A 19,453-nucleotide genomic window follows, 5' to 3' on the forward strand; every position below is an offset into this window, starting at 1 on the left:
GTTTGGGGGTGAGAATGAATGAGAATAATGAACATTGAATACCCAACTTCATTAGAAAAAATAGAGGACATAAACAATGATAATATTGATGTAGTTGTAACTCTCGAGGACGGCGTATCTTATGTAATAGTTGTATCTACGCCACAAAATTACCATTGGTATATGGACAAAGAAGAGATTAACTATATTCCACCATCTCCACCGAATGTTGTAGTTAGAAGCCTAACTGAAGAAAATATTAGAAGTGCTGTTGAAGCATTTGCAACGAATGAGGCATACTGGCTAAAGTTGTATTTTCTCATGGGGAGCAATAATGGTATTTTCGATATGCTTAGTATTAATAAAATGCTTGATGAAATTAAGAAAAGCAATGCACAAATACTTGACTCTAATTAGAAATTCAAGTATTTAAATAATCGACCTTGGAGGCAATTCAAAAACCTTCAAGGTCTTTTTTATCCCACCAGTGTCAAATGAATTGATCGGCCTTGTCTAGTAAGAACTTAACCCTAGTCATGTCCATATTAAGGCAGTGGCATCGATGAAGCTCTTGTAGCAAGCTAATAACCTTTGTGAAATCCTGTAAAGCGGCTCTCCTTTGCAACTTAGTCCATATACACATTGTTCCTCTGGTTAAATAATGGAAAAACCAAGCCCGCAACACGTGTATGCCATCGTCATGGAGGGAGGATGGCAGGCTGTTCTTCTGGTGCGAGGAGAGTTAACCACCTTCGTCCGTTATCCACTATACATGTCCATTTAGGCTCAATGTCTCAGAGCCTAGCCTTTTTTTTTGTTAAAAAGTTATACAATTTTCTTGACTGACTCTCTGATCTCTTACGTGGATTATAAGAACAACAAGCTCGTAATCTAAGCTTTACCCACAACATTTCCAGGAAATTGAAAATCATAAAAGGGTGTCCCCTCGCAGACAAAGTCGGTATGATAAGTGAAAAAGAAAATAAGGGCAGGCGGATGAAATGTCGAATACACGAGCAACTTCCTCTTTACTTACACCGGACTTTGACTTTTTTCGTCGCATGTACATCCATTGCGGACGGACGCTGAACCGATTCATTCAGACCATGAAGACGCTATCCCATAATCCTGGCGCATCCATTGCAGAGGTCAGTCAGGATGCAGCGGAAGCCAAAGCCATCTCTCGTTTGTTACAGAATCCAGAGATAAACGAAGAAAATGTAATGGATGCCTATCGGGTGGAAACCCTACGTCAGATGGAGCAAACAGGCGAGTCTGTCTTCTTGTGCGTGCAAGACACGACCGAAATCAAGTTTGGAAGTCGGGAGAAGACGCCCGGACTTGGGGCGTATAACCGTGAGCAAACCAAAGGATTGCTGGTGCATTCTTCACTGGTACTTACACCATCCGGACTCCCGATGGGCCTCCTCCATCAAAAGATTTGGGCGCGTAATCTGAAGCTCAAAGCGGAGCGGAAAGTCAGTCGTCCCTACGAAGAAAAAGAAAACTACAAGTGGACCGAGACCGCGCAAGCTAGCGCCCAGGGTCTCCCTTCGGACATGCGACTCATTCATGTGGGAGACCGGGAAGCGGATTTCTTTGAGTTCTTGTCTACGTTGCAGGCGGACAACCAATCGTATGTGATTCGTTCCATGCAAAACCGCATCACAGAAGCCGAAGGACGCATGTGGGACGATGTGTGCAAGCAGCCGGTAGCGGGTGAGATTGTCGTATCCATTCCGCGAGATACGCGCCGCGGGGTGCCCACTCGGGAAACGACTCTGGCAATCCGCTTCTTGACCGATACCGTACAGGTACCGGCCCACTTGAAACAAAAGCGCGCCGGGTATTCACCGCTCACCTGTACCATCATTCATGCCGTGGAAACGACACCGCTTGAGGGACAAGCGCCCATCGAATGGTTTTTGTTCACCAACCTCCCGATCACGACGATGGACGAGGCGAGCGAAAAAGTGGCGTGGTACGTCCAACGCTGGAAGATCGAGCGATTCCATTACATTTTAAAGAGCGGTTGTGAAATTGAAAAGATGCAAGCACGTGATGGGGATCGGCTGAAGAAACTGATCTTGTTCTATTCCATTATTGCCGCCCAACTTCTGCATCTGACCTATCTGGCTCGTCAGCAGCCAGACGCGCCGTGTACTCAAATCATGAACGACGAGGAATGGAAGGTGCTTCACCGCATTGCTTATAAGACTAGTAAGCTCCCTCCGAATCCGCCTACGTTGCACGAAAGTGTAATGGCACTGGCCAAACTCGGCGGCTTTTTGGGACGCAAAGGTGACGGCGATCCCGGAGCCAAAGTGCTCTGGCGCGGCATTCGAGCCTTCCAAACTGTCTTCGAAAGCTATCGCTATTTATTGTAATTTATTTCCTGTGCTGTGGGTAAAGCTTAGGCTCGTAATAGCTTGGTATTGCGGGGTTAATGTTGTAAATAATATTCATGATCCACAACCCGGTAATAGTAATTACGGGGAAAAGTGGATTTTGAATGATTAAATTTTGAATGATTAAGGACCCAAGCGAAATCACCCGCTTGGGTCCTTTTTACTATCCTCGTCAAGCGTACCGACTTGCAGCCGTCCCATCCCTCGCCAGCACAACCTGAAGCCCCTTCAATCCAAACATCATATTGCTTTCGATCCGCTCCAAAGGAGCTGAATGATCGATCTTGAAATTCGGAAAGCGCTCCAGCAGCGTTTCCAGTACAACCCTAGCCTCCAGGCGGGCGAGTTGGGCGCCGAGGCAATAGTGAATGCCGCTACCCAAACCTACATGAGGGTTTGGGTTGCGATGCAAATTAAAAACTTCCGGCTGCTCGAACACGCTCTCGTCATGGTTAGCCGAGCCAATATGGAGGAAGACCGGTTCGCCTGCACGAAGCTGATGGCCATTTAGCTCCATATCTTGCTTGACCGTTCGATAAGTTAACTGCACAGGCGAGTAATAACGGAATACTTCTTCCAGCGCAACTGGAATGAGAGAGCGATCCGCCAACAACTCGGCGCGTACTTCAGGCATGCTGTCCAGGCAGAGGAAGGAGGACGCGATCAGATTGGTCGTGGTTTCGTTGCCCGCGACGAGCAACAGAATGCAGAAACCGATCAGCTCAAGCTCTGTCAGTTTCTCGTCATCGACTTGAGCTTGAACAAGTCTCGTAATAAGATCATCCTGCGGATGAAGGCGCCGCTCGTCGGCGATCGTTTTGAAATAAACGCTCATTTCCTGCTGACAGTTCTGAAAACGCTCGCCGTTGTTGCCGACAAGATCCTCCGACCAGACCTTGAAACGATTGAAGTCCTCGCTTGGTACCCCGAGCATACGCGCAATAACCGAAATCGGCAGTGGGCTTGCCAGCTCGGACATAACTTCCATTTGTCCCGACGCTTCGGCCCGATCGAATAATTCTTCGGTCAGCGAGCGGATGGAAGTTTCCATGGCTTCAATAATCTTAGGCGTAAATGCTTTGGACACGAGCATACGGAGCTGGCGATGTTTCGGCGGGTCCGTACGCAGAATACTTGACTCAATAGGATCTTCCGAGGGCTCAGGATTTTGGGAGGAAAATAGATCATGACGAGTGAAGGCTAGCTTAACTTCCTCATAACCGAACAGTCTCCAGCCGGTTACACCAACGTGGTCTTCGTAATAGACCGGTTCAACCGGTGAGTTCTTTCTTTTCTCGCGGTAGGCTTCCAGTGGAATAAGATCTGTTACATTCCAATCCATGAGCGTTCCTCCTTGTCATGTGAACGGCGATCAAATGAGTGATAAATAGTTTTATGATAGAACTATACTATTCTCGAACCAAACGGATTATCCTTCTTTTTGAAATGAATCTATTTATTTAATACTTGTAAGGAATGCGTTTTTGTGTCCTAGCTCCGTTCTGTTGTAGAATAGAAAGGATGGTTAACGAACGGCAAAGGGGAGTCGATTTCTTCTAATGAAATACCATGAGCTTACTATTAATACCACCGAGGAAGCGGTGGAAATGATTTCGAACTTTTTGCATGAGCAGGGTGCGGGTGGCGTATCAATTGAGGAGTCCGGATCGCTGGACCGTCGGCGGGATTTGAGCTTCGGCCAATGGTATGAGGTGGCCTTGAACGATATTCCGGAAGGCAACGCCGTCATTAAAGGTTACTTCACCGAAGAAGAGGATATGGACGCGCATGTTGCCGCAGTTCGTCCGCGGATTGAAGAGCTGAAGAACTATGATATTAATGTTGGCAACTATGAGATTACGGTCGTAACGATAGATGAAAATGACTGGGCGACAGCGTGGAAGCAGTACTTCAAGCCGATCCGCATCACGGAGCGGATGACGATTAAGCCGACCTGGGAAGCTTACGAGCCGTCGGCGGAAGAGATCGTTCTGGAAATCGATCCTGGCATGGCATTCGGTACCGGCACGCATCCGACGACATCTCTCTGTCTGCGTGCGCTGGAGTCGGTCATTCGCGAAGGCGACGAGGTCATCGACGTTGGAACGGGCTCCGGCATTCTCGCTATCGGTGCGGTGAAGCTGGGAGCGGGTCATGTTCTCGCAGTTGATCTTGATCCTGTAGCTGTATCGAGTGCGCTGGAGAATGCAAGGCTGAACGGCCTTGAGGACCAGATTCAAGTCCTGCAAAGCGATCTGCTCGGCGTGCTGAAAATAAGCAGCGGAGAAGCATCCAACTGGAGCGACAATTCCAATCCGATTGAAGCCAGAGTGCGCGCTGATCTCGCGGCTCGGGCAGTGAATGAACCGCTTGGAGTCAATGTGCCTTGTGACGTGATTGTGGCGAATATTTTGGCCGAAATCATCCTGTTATTCCTGGACGATGTGTATGCAGCGCTGAAACCGGGTGGCATGTACGTTGCCAGCGGCATCTACGAGAACAAGGAAGAGGTGGTCGCTTCGGCGCTGCTGGCCTCCGGTTTCGAAATTGTGGATCGCGTTCGCGAAGACAAGTGGATCGCCTTCGTTGCGGCGAAGCCTCAAGGGGAGAGATAAGCAAGCATGGAAGGACTTAATGATTTTCTGCTCTATCCACTGGAAGAGCTGCCGTTTCTAGCACTTGTGCTCATTATCGCATTCACGCTTCATGAATTTGCCCATGCTTATGCGGCTTATAAATTCGGTGATGATACGGCTTATAAGCTAGGCCGGGTCACGCTGAATCCAGCCGTACATCTGGACGTATTCGGTACGCTGCTGATTCTGATTGCCGGTTTTGGTTGGGCAAAGCCAGTTCCGGTCAACCCGCTGCGTTTCAAGCGGCCGCGCTTAATGAACATCGTCGTGGCGGTTGTTGGCCCGCTCAGCAACCTGCTGCTAATGGCGTTTGGTGTATTGATGGTGAATATCTTAAATTCAACGGGGATTTTGCATGACGCCCCGGAGCGGGTCATTGATGCGCTGAATATTTTCTTCAAATATTTCATTTACATGAATGGCATGCTGTTCCTGTTCAATCTGCTTCCGCTGCCGCCGCTTGATGGCTACCGGATTGTATATGAGCTGCTGCCAAAGCGGACGCGCATCATACTGGATCAGTATTCGCAATGGGGGATCTTCATTTTCCTACTGCTGGTATTCATTCCTGCGCTAAATCGGGCGACGATTGGGCCGTATCTTAGTTTGGTGGGAGATTTGCATAACATGCTCAGATCGTTTTTCTCGCTGTTTTTCTGATAGGCCAATAAGGACTTCTCTATATCTCATACGACAAAACAGCGGGCGCCTGAAAATAGGCATCCGCTGTTTTTTTGATGGACGTGGCTGCCACAACAACCGGAGGATGTTCCCTCTGGTTATTTGTTTACTCCTTGCGAAGATGCCGAAGCTTATCGGGATTCGCGACGGCATACAGCGTTTTGATGCGATCACCTTCGAATTCGAAGGAGTACACGTAGATCAGCCCGTCGTTCATGTTAAACATCATCCCGGGCATGCCGTTGACGGGAAGAAACGAAGCTTCGTACTGACCGTCATACCGCTCGACCAGGCCAAGCAGTACTTGCAGAATGCTGGAAGGACCGAGGATTGGAATGCGGGCAGCGAGCACTTTTCCTCCGCCGTCGCTGTACATGATCGCATCGTCCGTGAGCAGCTCCAGCAGGCGGGGGATGTTGCCACTCAGAATATGGTGGACAAATTCACCGAGTTTTGCCTCGGCGACAGCGTAGGAGGGTCGCAGGGCGGGATCGTAATGGATGCCTTTGCGTGCTCGATGGAAGATTTGCCGGCAGTTGGCGGCGCTCTTGCCTACGATTTCCCCGATTTCGTCATAGGAGTAGGCGAACACCTCGCGCAGCAAAAAGACGGCCCGTTCCGTAGCGCCAAGCTGCTGGAGAAGGAGCAGGTAGGCTGTTGATATCGATTCGGCGCGTTCCGCCGATTCGGACGGATCCGAGTGGATGTTACTGTCGCCAGGAAGCGGATCAGGAAGCCAAGGACCGATATAAACTTCTCGCTGGCGGGCGGAGGACTGAAGCAGGTCGAAACAACGGTTCGTCGCCATTTTGCATAGATATGCCTTCTCATTCGCGATCCTGCCGTTGTCCCCAATCCCACTGTAAGCGAGGAAGCAGTCCTGAACGACGTCTTCGGCATCCATAACGCTGCCGAGCATCCGGTAAGCAAGGGCAAACAGAAGCGGCCGGTAGCCTTCATAAGGGACTTCCATACGAGACATCTTCTCCTTCTAATGTATGATGGAAGGTGCTTTGCGAAGGATATGCTGGACGGCTCTGCGCGCGCTTGCGACAGCCGCATCGGCCAGCAGCTCTCCATGCGAAGCCCAGTCGCCAGCTACGTATAGCCCCCCGATCTCGGGAACGGCTGGACCGGGCTTGGAGTCAACCCGGTTGATGTGAGGAATATCGGGCGTGACCGTCATCCGGGGTAAATATTGCCGAGCAGCTAGCTCCGATCTCCAGCCGGGCTGAGCGAGGTCAAGGACGTTTTCCAGCTCCCGCTCATCTTCCTTTGCATCGTTGTCATCTCCATGATACTTGATTAGGCTGATGGTGTGTTCGCCATTATCGCTCATTACAGCGGCGCGAGGGGTGCCCGAGCGGGATTGATCCGTCAGGAACACTGCTTGATCTACTCCATATAGGAAGGTGCAATCCGGATTGGGCAACCGCTTGAGTCCGACATCCAGACAAGCGGCCGTTGCGGGGCGTGATTGCTTTTTCCACGTTTCCAGAGCTGTGTGCTCCCATCCGTTGACCAGCTTGCAGGCTGTGGCAGGCGCGACTGCCAGCAGGACGATGTCCGCATGGATGCCTTCTCCCTGGTCGTTCACAACGCCGATAACCCGGCCGTTTTCATGCCGGACGGCGGCGGTCTTCCAACCGGTTCGGATTTCGGCTCCATGTGCTGCAGCGACCGAGCGCAGCTCCTCTACTAGCGAACCCCAGCCCTTGTCGAGGTAAAAAACGCCTTTGAGTGCGCTCTGGAGCTGCTTAAGTGCCGGGCCTGCGACATGCAGGTGAGGCAAGGCGCTGTAGGTCGCCGTACGCATGATGGAGTGGAACAAATGGCGCAGCAGCGGATCCTTCAGATTCGCTTCGATCCAATCGGAGAGGCTAATTCCGTTCAGTCTGCTGGTATCCAGCTTGCCGAGTTTCGACAGCCAGAACGCCATCTCCAGCTTGCCTTTTCGTGTAAGAAGCGGTGTTTGGAGCAGGGAAGCAAGGCTTGTTGGCATGACATGTAGTCGGCCTTTCCACAGGCCGCGTGCCCCGATGGAAGGGACTCCTCCTTGGAGCTTGAGCCCCAGCTCTCGAAACGACTCATGAGCATATCCGTTGTACAAGGCGTGTGCGCCAAGGTTGAAATAAATTCCGTTTTCATGCCGGGTGGACGCCCGGCCTCCTAGGTGGCTTTGCTGTTCCAGAAGCAGAGTCCGGCGCCCTTCCCGCGCCGCAAATGCTGCGGCTGTCAGGCCGGCGATTCCTCCACCGACAATGATGATTTCATACCTTTCCATTTCCATCTCTCCATCATCCTTTCTTGTTTACTCTTAAGACTGGAATGTTCCTGTTTTTGTGACATTCGGTGAATATCACGAAGGTAGAGGCTGATGGCGACATTCTTTGGATGAACTGGGGTCCGCGCTCCCATGGCGCGGGCTTTTTTAATGCCGTCTGCATACCGAATGCGGGGTATTCGAATAGATTTCCCGCCTCAAAACGTGTATGATGGAGGATGACTTTTAAAAAACAGGAGTTTGACCCAATATGCAGCGTTACTTTATAACGCCGGAACAGTTCGGCGACAATGGCGTCATCCTTAGCGGTGAGGACGCTCATCATATCGCGAGAGTCATGCGGATGAAACCTGGGGACGAGGTCATCGTCAGCGATGGCGCGGAGCGCGAAGCCCGCATTGTCCTGACGGCCGTTGATCCGTCAGAAGTCAGGGGCGACATCGCCGAGGGACTTCCGATGGATCGCGAGCCGCTTTGGCAGGTCACGGTTGCTCAAGGTCTTCCAAAAGGAGACAAGATGGAGCTCGTCATCCAGAAGGGGACGGAGATCGGCGCGGCCGGGTTTTTGCCGTTCCAGTGTGAGCGCATCGTTGTGCAATACGACGCTCGCAAGGAAGCTAAGCGGCTGGAGCGATGGGGCAAGATCGCCAAGGAAGCGGCGGAACAAGCTCACCGCAGCCGCCTTCCAATTATCCATGAGGTCCATAGCTGGAAGGAGCTGCTTGCGGCTTTTTCCTCCTACGACCTCGTGCTTTTCTGCTACGAAGCGGAAGGACATGAACCAGGAGCAGCAACTGGGCTCGCGGACCGCATCAGACAAGCCCGCGAGGCGGGCAGGCTGACGGCGGACAAGGCGCATCGGCTTCTGCTGGTTGTTGGGCCCGAAGGCGGCTTCTCTCCGCGCGAAGCGGAAGCGGCAGCAGCGGCGGGCGCAATGGCGGCAGGTCTCGGGCGCAGAATTTTAAGAGCGGAGACGGCACCTCTGGCAGGCTTGGCTTGCTTGATGTACGAATCCGGTGAAATGGGAGGAAGATGAACAAGATGCCATCGGTAGCACTTCACACCTTGGGCTGCAAAGTTAACTTTTACGATACCGAAGCCATCTGGCAGCTTTTCAAAAACGAGGGCTACGAGCAGGTTGACTTCGATACAGACAAGGCCGATGTTTACCTGATCAATACCTGCCATGTGACAAACACAGGCGATAAAAAAAGCCGCCAGATCATCCGCAGGGCGATTCGTCGCAATCCAGATGCTGTTATCGCGGTTACGGGCTGCTACGCGCAAACGTCTCCGGCGGAGATTCTAGACATTCCCGGTGTGGACCTGGTCATTGGCACGCAGGACCGCGAGAAGATGATGGACTATGTACGTCAAGTACAGGCGGATCGGACACCGGTCAACGCCGTTCGTAATATTATGAAGACACGTGAGTTCGAGGAGCTTGATGTGCCTGACTTTGCGGATCGTACGCGTGCTTTCCTTAAAATCCAGGAAGGCTGCAACAACTTCTGCACCTTCTGTATCATCCCTTGGTCACGCGGACTGTCTCGCAGCCGTGATCCACAAACTGTTGTCGCTCAGGCGCGCAAGCTTGTTGAGGCTGGTTTCAAAGAGATCGTGCTTACCGGTATTCACACAGGCGGCTATGGTGACGATCTCGACAATTACAAGCTGTCCGACCTGCTGTGGGATCTGGACAAAGTGGACGGACTAGAGCGTATCCGCATCAGCTCCATCGAGGCGAGCCAGATCGACGATGATATGATCGAGGTGCTCAACAAGTCAACCAAGATGTGCCGCCATCTTCATGTCCCGCTTCAGGCTGGGGAAGATACGGTGTTGAAGCGCATGCGTCGCAAGTATACAACCGAGGAATTTTCCGCGACGATTCGTCGTTTGCATGAGGCTATGCCAGGTGTAGCAATTACGACGGATATTATCGTTGGCTTCCCGGGCGAAGGCGACGAGCAATTCGAGACTGGTTTTACGTATATCAAAGAGCTCGGATTTTCCGAGATGCATGTATTCCCTTATTCCAAACGGACTGGCACACCAGCGGCACGCATGGAGGACCAGATTGACGATTCGGTCAAAAACGAGCGTGTTCATAGGCTCATCGACTTGTCGGAGCAGATGCAGCTTGTTTATTCCGAAAAATACGTCGGCCATGTGCTGGAGGTCATTCCAGAGCGGGAGCATAAAGGCTCCGCTGCGGGATCGGGTCTCGTCATGGGTTACTCGGATAATTATATTCAAGTTGTATTCCAAGGGGATGTATCCCTTATCGGCAAACTTTGCCGCGTGGAAATCGTCGAAGCTGGCGTGAATGAGAGTCGGGGTCGACTCATTAGCGTTGAAGAAGAAGGGCCAGTGGGACTGGAGAAGGCAGGCGCCTAAGAAGGTGCCAGTAGAGAGGGACGGACGCTTAGCTTGCGAGTTTTGCAGTTGCTGACAGCAGGCTGTACGGGGCGGTGCGTCAAGGAATTTTCAGGACCGGGAGGATCAGGAGCGCATGAAGGAAATCTCAGCAGGTGGGGTCGTTTACCGGCGGACGCCAGAAAATGGGTTGCAGATCCAGCTCATACAGGACCGATACGGCAAGGTATCCCTGCCGAAGGGCAAAATGGAGCCGGGCGAGACGGTGGAAGAGACCGCGCTTCGGGAAATCGTCGAGGAAACCGGCATGACAGGCCGAATTATCGAGCCGATCGACCAGATCAAGTACCAGTATCGCCACGAGACTAAAGGTTTGGTGGATAAAGAAGTCCATTATTACCTGGTCGAGGCGACCGGAGGCACCCTGCAGGCGCAAGTCGAGGAGATCCGCGGCGTGGAATGGTTCGAGCCGGAAGAAGCTTGGCGCAAACAGAAGCAGTCCGGTTATGACAACAATGACCGCATTGTGTCTCGTGCGCTTCGGCTGCTCGGATTGAATATATAACGATTAGTAACGAGAGCGTCGAGAGGCCTCTAGGCGAAAATGTAGACGGTAGCTAGCGACTGAGGCAGCGTACGCGGTAATGGCCCCGTCCCCTAGATTTTGGGGGCGGGGTCTTCGCTTGGAGCGCTGCGCGAACGCAGCGTAGGCAAGTAGCAGAGCGGCAGTACGAGCAGGGAGCAGATGACATTGAAAAGCGTCTGCGCATGAGCGAGTTGGGCTGCCGCTCCGCCGCCGAACCAAGCCGCCGCTGCCGCTAGCTGTGGTGTTAGAGGAAGGAACAGGGCAGCGCCGCCTACATTAAGGGCGACATGGAACCAGGCGACTCCCATACCGGCTCGAGATCCGCCGATAGAGGCGAGGACGGCAGTAACGCAGGTGCCAACGTTGGCGCCGATGATAATAGCAATGCCAAGCTCGGGAGGCAGCACGCCAGTAGCCGCCAGGCTCATTGCCATGCCGATGACGGCGGCGCTGCTGTGCACGGCTGCTGTTAGGATAGCCCCGGCCAGCAGACCCCAGAGCAGGCTGTCGCCGGAGCGCTCCATGAACCAGCTGAAAAAGGGGCTCTCCTGAACAGCAGCTCCGATTGATTTCATGACGGCGATGCCGGCAAGAATAAGAGCAAAGCCGAACAGAATCAGCGAAGCGCTGCGCAGCGGCTTCAGCCAGCGCTGATGCCGCTGTCCCCCCGAGGGACTCATCTCCCCGAGCACAGCGGTGAGCAGCCATCCGGCGAAGGCGGTCAGCAGCAGCGGTGCAGCCATCCGTTCGATTTCCAGTCCGATCAATTCGGTCGTCAGGCAAGTGCCGATATTGGTGCCAAGCACGATGCCGAGCGTGCGAGCAAAGGTCATTACGCCGGCATTTACCATGCCGATTGCAATGACGGTGACGGCGGTGCTGCTTTGCAATACCGCGCTAATGACAGCTCCTGTGGCCAGACCGTGCAACGGGGTACGGGTGAATCGTTCTACTGCGGCGCTCATATAGCGTCCAGCGGAGCGATGCAGCGCATTTTCCATCAGCTTCATGCCAAGCATGAAAATGGCGAAGCCGAGGACGGCGGGTAGGACGATGCTGCTAAGCATGGACGTGGACTCCTTTGAACCGGCTGAGCCGGAAAATTCGTTTGTCCTATCGTATGTGGACGGGCGGGCTTGCATGACCAAGCCTATATTTAACAATGACGGACCTTGAAGCGGGTGAACTCGCTTCCAGGACAGCGGAAGGATGAGAGCATCGTGAGCAGAGCGAAGCTATATTTATTTAAGAAGAAAACAAGGCGTCTGGAGCAAGGGCAGCCATGGGTTTACGCTGGAGAGATTGAACGTATGGAAGGGGAAGCCGAGCCGGGTGCGATGGTTGATGTGCTGGCCTCGAATGGACGTTATTTGGCATCGGGTTATTGGAATCCGGCCTCGCAAATCCGTGTGCGTGTCATCGCTCGCCAGCCAGAGGTAGAGCTCGATGAGATTTTCTTGACGGCAAAGCTGCAGGAATGCCGTGCTCATCGGGAGCGTTTCCTAAATGAGCGGGACTGTCGCCTGGTGTATGGTGAAGCGGATTATTTGCCAGGGCTCGTGGTGGATCGCTTTGCGGATGTGCTTGTTGTGCAAATTTTGACACTCGGCATGGACTTGCGTCGGGAAGAGCTGGTAAAGGCTCTTGTGAGTGTATTCCAGCCAAAGGGCATCTACGAGCGCAGCGACGTTGGTGTACGTAAGCTTGAGGGTCTGGAGGAGCGGACCGGCGTGTTATATGGTGACTGCCCCCGCATCGTGGAAATTGTGGAAAATGGCATCGTGATGGAAGTTGACCTCGTTGAGGGCCAAAAGACGGGCTATTTTTACGATCAGCGGGAAAACCGCGCCTCGATCGAGCCGCTCATGAAGGGCTGGGGCGCACGCAGCGGTATTTCACTGGAGCAGCGTCCGGTGGACGAGCTGCCGGATGGTTGGGAAGCGGCTAGTCCGAGTGGGGCTATTTTCGCGAAAAAGGTTGAAGGCGGAGCTGCAGCTGCTGGACAAGCTGTTGCTGGCAACAGCTTGATGGCAGAGTCGCGTATTCATGCTCAAGAGGCGGAACAGGACGGTAGCCGTATGGCGCTTGTGCCGGTCAACCGTGGCGGCAAGGTTGTCACGTACCCGCTTTGGGATGGCGCGACGGTGCTGGAATGTTTTGCACATACGGGCAGCTTCACGCTGCATGCCTGCAAATACGGCGCAAAAAAGGTAACCTGCCTGGACGTGTCGGAGCATGCAATTGAGACGGCGCGCAGAAATGTAGAGCGCAATGGCTTCAGTGACCGGGTAGAGTTTGTTGTTGATGATGCGTTCCAGTACCTTCGCCAGCAAATGAAGGGCATCGAGGAGCGGACTTTCCGAGCGGGAGTGGCAGCGGGCGCCGCAGGGACAAAGGGTGCAGGGGCAAAAAGCGTAGATACGTCTAAGCCGATGAGCGGCGGCGGACGTACTTGGGATGTAGTTATTCTGGACCCGCCAGCTTTTGCCAAAACGAAAGGCGCTGTCGAGGGAGCCTGTCGAGGTTACAAGGACATTAATCTGCATGGCATGAAGCTGGTCAACGAAGGCGGCTATCTCGTGACGGCGAGCTGCTCTTATCACATGAAGCCGGAGCTGTTCCTGGAGACGATCCAAGACGCGGCAGCTGATGCCGGCAAGTCGCTTCGCCTGATTGAATGGCGTGCCGCTGGCAAGGATCATCCGCAATTGCTCGGTGTAGCAGAAGGCCATTACCTGAAGTTCGCGGTGTTTGAGGTGCGGAGTTTGGCTTAGTGGACAAAAGCGAGGGAGATAAGTGGACAAAAACAAGAGAGATAATCGGAATAACTTCGTTTTTGGCACGGGCAGAAGCGAGATAGACCGGTAGTGACAGGGCTTACTGGGAGGAGCAGCTGCCCATTATTGCCGAGGAAATATTTCTGTAATATAAGGTCGGAAGCGACCTTATATTACAATAAGTAACTGTAGTGGTCCGGGAGGCCGGTCCGATACAGAAGTACGCCCGGATGATTTCCGGGCCGTTGGATAGCCCTGCATGCGTATCCTGCTTATCCCTGTCCGCTATTTGCCTTTCGGCAGTGCTTCAATCACAATCTCCGCCCATTTAGTCGGGCCATACAGCGATGTCATTAGTATGGATATGGTCCTGCATAATTTGTATGATTTTTCACTCAAAGCGCATTTGGGCCGTGCTGATTTTCTGGATTTTATACGAGAAATCGTACAAAAAAATTTCGTTGGCCCACGGAAGCCAGGTTCAATATAGGTGTCTATAAAGTTTTACTACACACTGGCCCGGATGTTTTCCGGGCTTTTTTACGTCCCGCGGCATCTTCATGGCAGGGTCTCGTGCAGGCGAGAGAAGACGATTCAGCCCCTTGTTTTCTGACCTTCGACAGAACACTGCTTACTCGATACATTCGCTGCTAGGAACGTGTCCATAGCAAATGCGGCATGACTTCCCTCACAACGATCTCCGTTCATGCCGCTGATCTATTTTTGCGGACGAGATCTTTCTGTCAATACGTGGACAAAATACAAGGTGGTAGTGAATCAGCAAGTTTTGTTGTTCTGTATCCATTAGTTACTGCAGCAAATAGAAGCAAAGAGGCAAGACGATTAAGGCAGGATGCCCCCTCTTCTTGGAGTCTATTCATCCCACGGCTGAAGCCATGGGCTTTCTAGCCTCGGTTACTGTAATGGAGTTCTGACGCAGCTCTAGAAGTCTACTTGCCACCATTTCCCCCTCCGTGAGGGGTTGTCATGGGACAGTCTAAAATGCTACTGTATAAGAACATATGTTCATAGATTAATAGGGATACTAGCGGTTTCAGTTGCTAGATAAGTTGAACTAGAGAAACAAGCAGGAAGCGTAGCGAACCGGCCTTCTGGACAAGCAATACGGCATAGCCGTCCTCATGGACGGAAACGTATGCGATGGAACTACGAGAATGACACCGATAAGGATGTCGATTCTCGTAGGAGAAGCAGCGCGTTCGCATTTGTAGGCGGATTTCCCCTTATAGGGGATCGGAATCAAGGAATTGGACTACAAGAGCGATCGGAAGAAGGATTGGTTCGCGTAGCAAGTTCTGCTGTTAGATTTCAAGTTTGACTAATATATAGCGGACTAGAAGTGTGGAAGGAGAGGGACTGGCCATGAAATTCATCCATACGGCGGACTGGCATCTAGGCAAGCTGGTGCAGGGAGTGTATATGACGGAGGATCAGCGCTATGTGCTGGAGCAGCTGCTGGACGTCATCGAAAAGGAGCGGCCGGATGCGGTTATCATCGCCGGTGATTTATACGACCGGGCGGTGCCGCCCACAGAAGCGGTGGAGCTGCTGGACGAGATGTTCTCTCGCATCGTCATCGGGCTCGGTACGCCGGTAATTGCGGTTTCCGGCAATCATGACAGCCCGGATCGAATCAACTTTGGCACCCGCTTAATGGCGGGGAGAGGGCTGCATCTGGCAGGTCAGCTTAGGCTGGACGCTCAGCCCGTATCGCTACAAGATGAGTTTGGAGAAGTTCATTTTCACCTAGTGCCCTACTGTGATCCTTCCACCGTACGACTGGCGCTGCAAGATGAGAGCATTCGCACGCATGACGCAGCGATGAAGGCGGTAACGGAGCGGCTGGCGGAGCGGCTTGATCCGAAGGCTCGACATGTGTTCGTTGGACATGCTTTTGTAACCCCTGGCGGGGAGCCACAGGACAATACGAGCGATTCCGAGCGGCCCCTGTCTATCGGAGGGGCGGAGTATGTGAAGCCGGATTATTTTAAGTCGTTTCACTATACGGCGATGGGGCATTTGCATCAGGCGCATTGGGTGGGCAGCGAGAACATTCGGTATTCCGGCTCCCTGCTTAAGTATTCTATTTCCGAGGAGCATCACCGCAAAGGTTATTTGATGGTGGAGCTGGACGGCGAGGGCAAAGTCAGTGTGGAGCATCGGTTGCTGGCGCCGAGGCGCGATATGCGCCGTGTCAGCGGGTACATACGGGACATCGAAGCGAGCCGCGAGATTAGTGAGGACTATGTGTTCGTGACGCTGCTGGACGAGAATCCGGTGTTATTTCCTATGGAAAAGATACGCACGGTATTTCCGAATGCCCTCCATGTGGAGCGGCGTCCTGCAGTGGCGCTGCCGCGAACGGGGCTTGACGGGGAAAAGGGCTCGGCTGAAGCCGGGGGCAGTCGCCGCGACAGCGATCCGGTATCGCTTTTTGAAGCCTTTTATCGGGAAGTGAAAGAGATGGAGCTTAGCGAGAGCAAAAAACGACTATTCCACGAGGTTTGCCGGAATGTACTGCAAGGAGAGGGGGCGGCTCGATGAGGCCGATTACGTTAACGATGACCGCCTTCGGGCCTTATCGGGATGAGGAGACGATTGACTTCGAGCCGCTGCATGGCAGAGGTTTGTTCGTCATTTCGGGCCAGACTGGTGCAGGCAAAACGACGGTGTTTGACGCTCTATGTTACGCCTTGTACGGGGCGGCAAGCGGCGAGGACCGGGCGGAAACGCGCATGCTGCGCAGTCACTTTGCGAGCGATGCTCAGCCCACTTCGGTGGAGCTGGTGTTCGCGGTACGCGGACGAAAGTACCGCGTGTTGCGGCAGATGCCACATCGGCGGGGCGGCAATAAAAGCGAGACCGGGGGCAAAGCGGAGTTATATGAGCTAACGGAAAATGGCGAAACGCCGCTGACGGACCGTTTTCATATTAAGGAAGTGGACGCCAAGCTGGAGGAGCTTGTTGGACTAACTAAGGATCAGTTCAGCCAGATCGTTATGCTGCCGCAGGGGGAGTTCCGCAAGCTGCTCACTTCAGATACGGAAAATAAAGAAGAAATCTTGCGTCGGTTGTTCGGTACGGAGCTGTACCGGCGTCTAGAAGAGAGCTTCGCCGTGCGCGCACGCGAGCTGCGCGAGGCGGTCAAAGACAACCGCCAGCGGCTGCTTTATATCGGCGAGCAGGTCAGAAGCAGCCTTCCTACGCGGGAGGAGGGGCCGCTTGCAACGGTGTTGGCTCAGGAGCATGCCGGCGCGCTTCAACTGCTGGACGGGTTGGCGGAAGAAGAGCGGCATTATGTGGAGCTAGCCTTGCAGCTGCAGGCTCTGCGTGTGGCGGCGGATGCAGCTTGGGAGGCGCAACGGGCCAGGCTGACGGAAGCGTCGCGCGTGAATGGTCGCCTCAACGAGCTCCAGGCGGCGCGGCGAGCGGCGGAGCAGCTAGAGGCGCGCGGGGGCGAGATGAGCGAGCTGGAGCAGCGGCTCGTCGCGGCTGAGCGGGCGGAGCGCTTAGCTCCGTATGAGGAGCAGGCGCAGCGCTCCGCAGCGGAAGCTGCGGCTGTGGAGCGGCGGCGAGGCGAAGCCGCCGAGGCAAAGCAGCGCGCCGCGCGCGAGCTTGAGGCGGCCGCAGCTGAGGCGGCCGCGGAAGCGGCTCGCGAGCCGGAGCGCCGCGAGGCGGAGCGAGAGCAGCAGCGGCTGAGCGAGCTGCTGCCGTTGGTGCGCACGCTCGGCGAGCGCCGGGCGGAGCTGGAGCGGCTGCGCGCGGACGAGCAGCGGCTTGCCGCGGAGTTGGAGCGTGCCGCAGCGGAGCAGGAACGCGGCCGAGCTGAGCGCCGTGAGCTTACGGGCCGCTTGGAAGGGCAGGAGCGCGAGCTTGAGGTTTTGCCGGAGCGAGAGCGGCGGCTGGATTTTTTGCTGCGGCGGCATGAGCTGCTGAAGACGCTGCGAGCTGCGGGAGAGCAGGCCGAGCAGCTAGAGCGCTCGCGGGCTGAGCGCGAGGGGGCGGCGCATGGGCTCCGGCAGGAGACGGAGCAGTTGGAGCAGCGCTGGATTGAGGGACAAGCCGGTAGGCTGGCGGCGCATTTGCATGACGGCAAGCCATGCCCGGTGTGCGGTAGTGAGGAGCATCCCGTTAAAGCTTCCGAAGATGTGGGGACGATTAGCCGCGAGGAGCTTCAAGCGGCTAAGGAACGGCTGCTCCATTTTGAGCGGGAGCTGGCGGCTGCAACCGCACAGGTTGCAGCGGCGCAGGAGCGTACGGCGGAAGCCGACGCTCGGCGCGATGAAATGGAGGTCAGCGGCGAACCCCTGGAGCTGCAGCTGACAAGCACGCTCGAGGAGGGCCGCGAGCTGCGCGTGGAATGTCAGCGTCTGAAGACGCTGCAGGCCGAGCGTGGCCCGCTGCGCGAAGCGCTGGCTGCTCTGGAGCGCCGTTTGGAGGCGCTCGAAGCTCAGCGCGAGCGGCTGCAGGGACAGCAGCAGCCGCTCGCGCTGGACATAGCGGCGCGCAGCTCGCGCCTGGAAGCGGAGCTTGCGGCTGTGCCGGAGCCGCTGCAGGATGCGGCGGAGCTGGAGCGCCGCTCGGCCGCGGCGGAGCGGCTGGCTGCGGGGCTGGCCGCCGCTTTGCGGCAGGCGCAGGAGCGGCATGCCCGCGCCGGAGCAGGCGCGGCGGAAGCCGCCGCGCGGCTGGAGCAGCTGGCGGAGCAGGCGCGCGGCGCTGCCGAGGCCGCGGAGGCTGCGCGCGAGCGGCTCGGCGCGGAGCTGGCCGCCGCGGGTTTTGCGTCGGCGGAGGCTTGGCTGGCTGCGCGCCTCGAAGAGGCAACGCGCGAGCAGGGCCGCCGAGCGCTGGAAGCGCATCGCAGCGGCTTGGCGGCTCAGCGGCGGCTAGCCGAGGAGCTGGAGCGCGAGCTCGCCGGTCAGGAGCGCAGCGAGCTGGAACTGCTCGGGGCCGAGGCGGAGCGGCTTGGCGCGGAACGCGAGAGCGCCGACGCGAGCTGGCGGGAGGCGGATCGCTGCCGCGTCCAGGCGAGTGCGCTTGGGGCGTCGGTAAGCGAAGCGGCGCGCCGTTATGGCGACTCCGAGCGGGAGCTGGAGGAGGTCGCGGATCTGCATGAAATGCTGAAGGGCGACAATTCCCTTAAGATCTCTTTTGAAAGATATATTCTTATCGAGTTCCTTGAGCAGATTCTGCATGCCGCCAACGAGCGGCTGCGTGAGCTGTCGAGCGGCCAGTTCGTGTTGGAACGAAGCGGACGATTGGAGGCTCGAGGACGCCAGAGCGGCCTAGGACTTGATGTATATGATAGCTACACGGGCCAAAACCGGGATGTGAAGTCGCTCTCCGGCGGAGAAAAATTCAACGCTTCACTGGCGCTGGCGCTCGGCATGACTGATGTGATTCAGTCGAATCGCGGCGGCGTATCTATCGAGATGATGTTCATCGACGAGGGCTTCGGCTCACTTGACGAGGAAGCACTCGGTAGAGCGATCTCCGCGCTGGCGGACCTGCAGAAAGCAGGGCGTTTGATCGGCGTTATCTCCCATGTACAGGAGCTAAAGGATGCTTTTCCGGCGGTTCTGGAGGTGCGCAAGACGAAGGAAGGCCACAGCAGCACAGAGCTGATTATTAAATAGACCCTGTCAACGTCCAGTTGGGGCCAATAGGGCAATCAGATATCACTGAGACAAACAGCGGGACAAGGA

The 19,453-nt window shown here is 54.9% G+C and carries 14 protein-coding genes; 10 read left to right on the top strand and 4 right to left on the bottom strand.

Annotated elements, in window-relative coordinates:
* The first annotated feature begins 18 nt into the window (after window positions 1–18).
* Both CGZ75_RS02315 and CGZ75_RS02320 read left to right on the top strand, forming a co-directional pair.
* The gene (locus tag CGZ75_RS02315) at window positions 19–396 is read left to right on the top strand and encodes a hypothetical protein (RefSeq protein WP_089522687.1); all 378 of its coding nucleotides are present in this window, start codon (window positions 19–21) and stop codon (window positions 394–396) included.
* Window positions 397–980: 584 nt separating this feature from the next.
* Window positions 981–2,366, top strand: coding sequence for an IS4 family transposase (locus CGZ75_RS02320; protein WP_245850669.1), 1,386 nt, complete (start codon window positions 981–983; stop codon window positions 2,364–2,366).
* A gap of 193 nt (window positions 2,367–2,559) precedes the next feature.
* Here the strand turns inward: CGZ75_RS02320 and CGZ75_RS02325 are convergent, their stop codons facing one another.
* The gene (locus CGZ75_RS02325; protein ID WP_089522688.1) at window positions 2,560–3,729 is read right to left on the bottom strand and encodes a cytochrome P450; all 1,170 of its coding nucleotides are present in this window, start codon (window positions 3,727–3,729) and stop codon (window positions 2,560–2,562) included.
* 217 nt (window positions 3,730–3,946) lie between these two features.
* Here CGZ75_RS02325 and prmA point away from each other — a divergent pair, with 217 nt between their 5' ends.
* Both prmA and CGZ75_RS02335 read left to right on the top strand, forming a co-directional pair.
* A complete protein-coding gene (gene prmA, locus CGZ75_RS02330) occupies window positions 3,947–5,002 on the top strand; it encodes a 50S ribosomal protein L11 methyltransferase (RefSeq protein WP_089522689.1) in 1,056 nt (351 codons plus the stop codon).
* A 6-nt stretch (window positions 5,003–5,008) separates the two neighbouring features.
* Complete coding sequence (locus tag CGZ75_RS02335; protein ID WP_089522690.1) at window positions 5,009–5,683, top strand: site-2 protease family protein; 675 nt, start codon at window positions 5,009–5,011, stop codon at window positions 5,681–5,683.
* Window positions 5,684–5,810: 127 nt separating this feature from the next.
* Here CGZ75_RS02335 and CGZ75_RS02340 read toward each other — a convergent pair whose 3' ends face one another.
* Together CGZ75_RS02340 and CGZ75_RS02345 are read right to left on the bottom strand one after the other, a co-directional pair.
* A complete protein-coding gene (locus tag CGZ75_RS02340; protein WP_089522691.1) occupies window positions 5,811–6,686 on the bottom strand; it encodes an RNA polymerase sigma-70 factor in 876 nt (291 codons plus the stop codon).
* A 9-nt stretch (window positions 6,687–6,695) separates the two neighbouring features.
* Complete coding sequence (locus CGZ75_RS02345; RefSeq protein ID WP_245850671.1) at window positions 6,696–7,994, bottom strand: phytoene desaturase family protein; 1,299 nt, start codon at window positions 7,992–7,994, stop codon at window positions 6,696–6,698.
* Between the two features lie 244 nt (window positions 7,995–8,238).
* Here CGZ75_RS02345 and CGZ75_RS02350 point away from each other — a divergent pair, with 244 nt between their 5' ends.
* The 3 genes from CGZ75_RS02350 to CGZ75_RS02360 all read left to right on the top strand — a co-directional run bounded on the left by CGZ75_RS02350 (window position 8,239) and on the right by CGZ75_RS02360 (window position 10,932).
* Window positions 8,239–9,024, top strand: a complete 786-nt coding sequence (locus tag CGZ75_RS02350; RefSeq protein WP_089522692.1) for an RsmE family RNA methyltransferase — start codon at window positions 8,239–8,241, stop codon at window positions 9,022–9,024.
* A gap of 5 nt (window positions 9,025–9,029) precedes the next feature.
* Window positions 9,030–10,388 carry a tRNA (N(6)-L-threonylcarbamoyladenosine(37)-C(2))-methylthiotransferase MtaB gene (gene mtaB, locus CGZ75_RS02355; RefSeq protein ID WP_089524516.1) on the top strand — a complete coding sequence of 453 codons (1,359 nt, stop codon included), beginning with the start codon at window positions 9,030–9,032 and terminating at the stop codon, window positions 10,386–10,388.
* Between the two features lie 115 nt (window positions 10,389–10,503).
* The gene (locus tag CGZ75_RS02360) at window positions 10,504–10,932 is read left to right on the top strand and encodes an NUDIX hydrolase (RefSeq protein WP_089522693.1); all 429 of its coding nucleotides are present in this window, start codon (window positions 10,504–10,506) and stop codon (window positions 10,930–10,932) included.
* Window positions 10,933–11,024: 92 nt separating this feature from the next.
* Here the strand turns inward: CGZ75_RS02360 and CGZ75_RS02365 are convergent, their stop codons facing one another.
* Window positions 11,025–12,020: a Na/Pi cotransporter family protein gene (locus tag CGZ75_RS02365; protein WP_089522694.1), complete on the bottom strand. Its 996-nt coding sequence runs from the start codon at window positions 12,018–12,020 to the stop codon at window positions 11,025–11,027.
* Window positions 12,021–12,173: 153 nt separating this feature from the next.
* On the opposite strand from CGZ75_RS02365, the gene CGZ75_RS25705 reads away from it, so the two are divergent.
* From CGZ75_RS25705 to CGZ75_RS02390, 3 genes are all read left to right on the top strand, one after another.
* Window positions 12,174–13,727 carry a class I SAM-dependent rRNA methyltransferase gene (locus CGZ75_RS25705; RefSeq protein WP_245850672.1) on the top strand — a complete coding sequence of 518 codons (1,554 nt, stop codon included), beginning with the start codon at window positions 12,174–12,176 and terminating at the stop codon, window positions 13,725–13,727.
* Between the two features lie 1,386 nt (window positions 13,728–15,113).
* Window positions 15,114–16,295 (top strand): exonuclease SbcCD subunit D, encoded by a 1,182-nt coding sequence (locus CGZ75_RS02385; protein ID WP_089522696.1) that lies wholly within the window; start codon window positions 15,114–15,116, stop codon window positions 16,293–16,295.
* Window positions 16,292–19,384: an AAA family ATPase gene (locus CGZ75_RS02390; protein ID WP_089522697.1), complete on the top strand. Its 3,093-nt coding sequence runs from the start codon at window positions 16,292–16,294 to the stop codon at window positions 19,382–19,384. Before CGZ75_RS02385 ends, CGZ75_RS02390 begins: the two co-directional genes overlap by 4 nt.
* The last annotated feature ends 69 nt before the right edge of the window (window positions 19,385–19,453 follow it).

The sequence above is a fragment of the Paenibacillus herberti genome (genome assembly GCF_002233675.1).
Classification (GTDB): domain Bacteria; phylum Bacillota; class Bacilli; order Paenibacillales; family Paenibacillaceae; genus Paenibacillus_O; species Paenibacillus_O herberti.

Bases quoted from the DNA above. Each gene is read 5' to 3' on its own strand.
- CGZ75_RS02315 (WP_089522687.1), top strand. From the start codon at position 19: ATGAGAATAATGAACATTGAATACCCAACTTCATTAGAAAAAATAGAG.
- CGZ75_RS02320 (WP_245850669.1), top strand. From the start codon at position 981: ATGTCGAATACACGAGCAACTTCCTCTTTACTTACACCGGACTTTGAC.
- CGZ75_RS02325 (WP_089522688.1), bottom strand. From the start codon at position 3,729: ATGGATTGGAATGTAACAGATCTTATTCCACTGGAAGCCTACCGCGAG.
- prmA (WP_089522689.1), top strand. From the start codon at position 3,947: ATGAAATACCATGAGCTTACTATTAATACCACCGAGGAAGCGGTGGAA.
- CGZ75_RS02335 (WP_089522690.1), top strand. From the start codon at position 5,009: ATGGAAGGACTTAATGATTTTCTGCTCTATCCACTGGAAGAGCTGCCG.
- CGZ75_RS02340 (WP_089522691.1), bottom strand. From the start codon at position 6,686: ATGTCTCGTATGGAAGTCCCTTATGAAGGCTACCGGCCGCTTCTGTTT.
- CGZ75_RS02345 (WP_245850671.1), bottom strand. From the start codon at position 7,994: ATGGAAATGGAAAGGTATGAAATCATCATTGTCGGTGGAGGAATCGCC.
- CGZ75_RS02350 (WP_089522692.1), top strand. From the start codon at position 8,239: ATGCAGCGTTACTTTATAACGCCGGAACAGTTCGGCGACAATGGCGTC.
- mtaB (WP_089524516.1), top strand. From the start codon at position 9,030: ATGCCATCGGTAGCACTTCACACCTTGGGCTGCAAAGTTAACTTTTAC.
- CGZ75_RS02360 (WP_089522693.1), top strand. From the start codon at position 10,504: ATGAAGGAAATCTCAGCAGGTGGGGTCGTTTACCGGCGGACGCCAGAA.
- CGZ75_RS02365 (WP_089522694.1), bottom strand. From the start codon at position 12,020: ATGCTTAGCAGCATCGTCCTACCCGCCGTCCTCGGCTTCGCCATTTTC.
- CGZ75_RS02385 (WP_089522696.1), top strand. From the start codon at position 15,114: ATGAAATTCATCCATACGGCGGACTGGCATCTAGGCAAGCTGGTGCAG.
- CGZ75_RS02390 (WP_089522697.1), top strand. From the start codon at position 16,292: ATGAGGCCGATTACGTTAACGATGACCGCCTTCGGGCCTTATCGGGAT.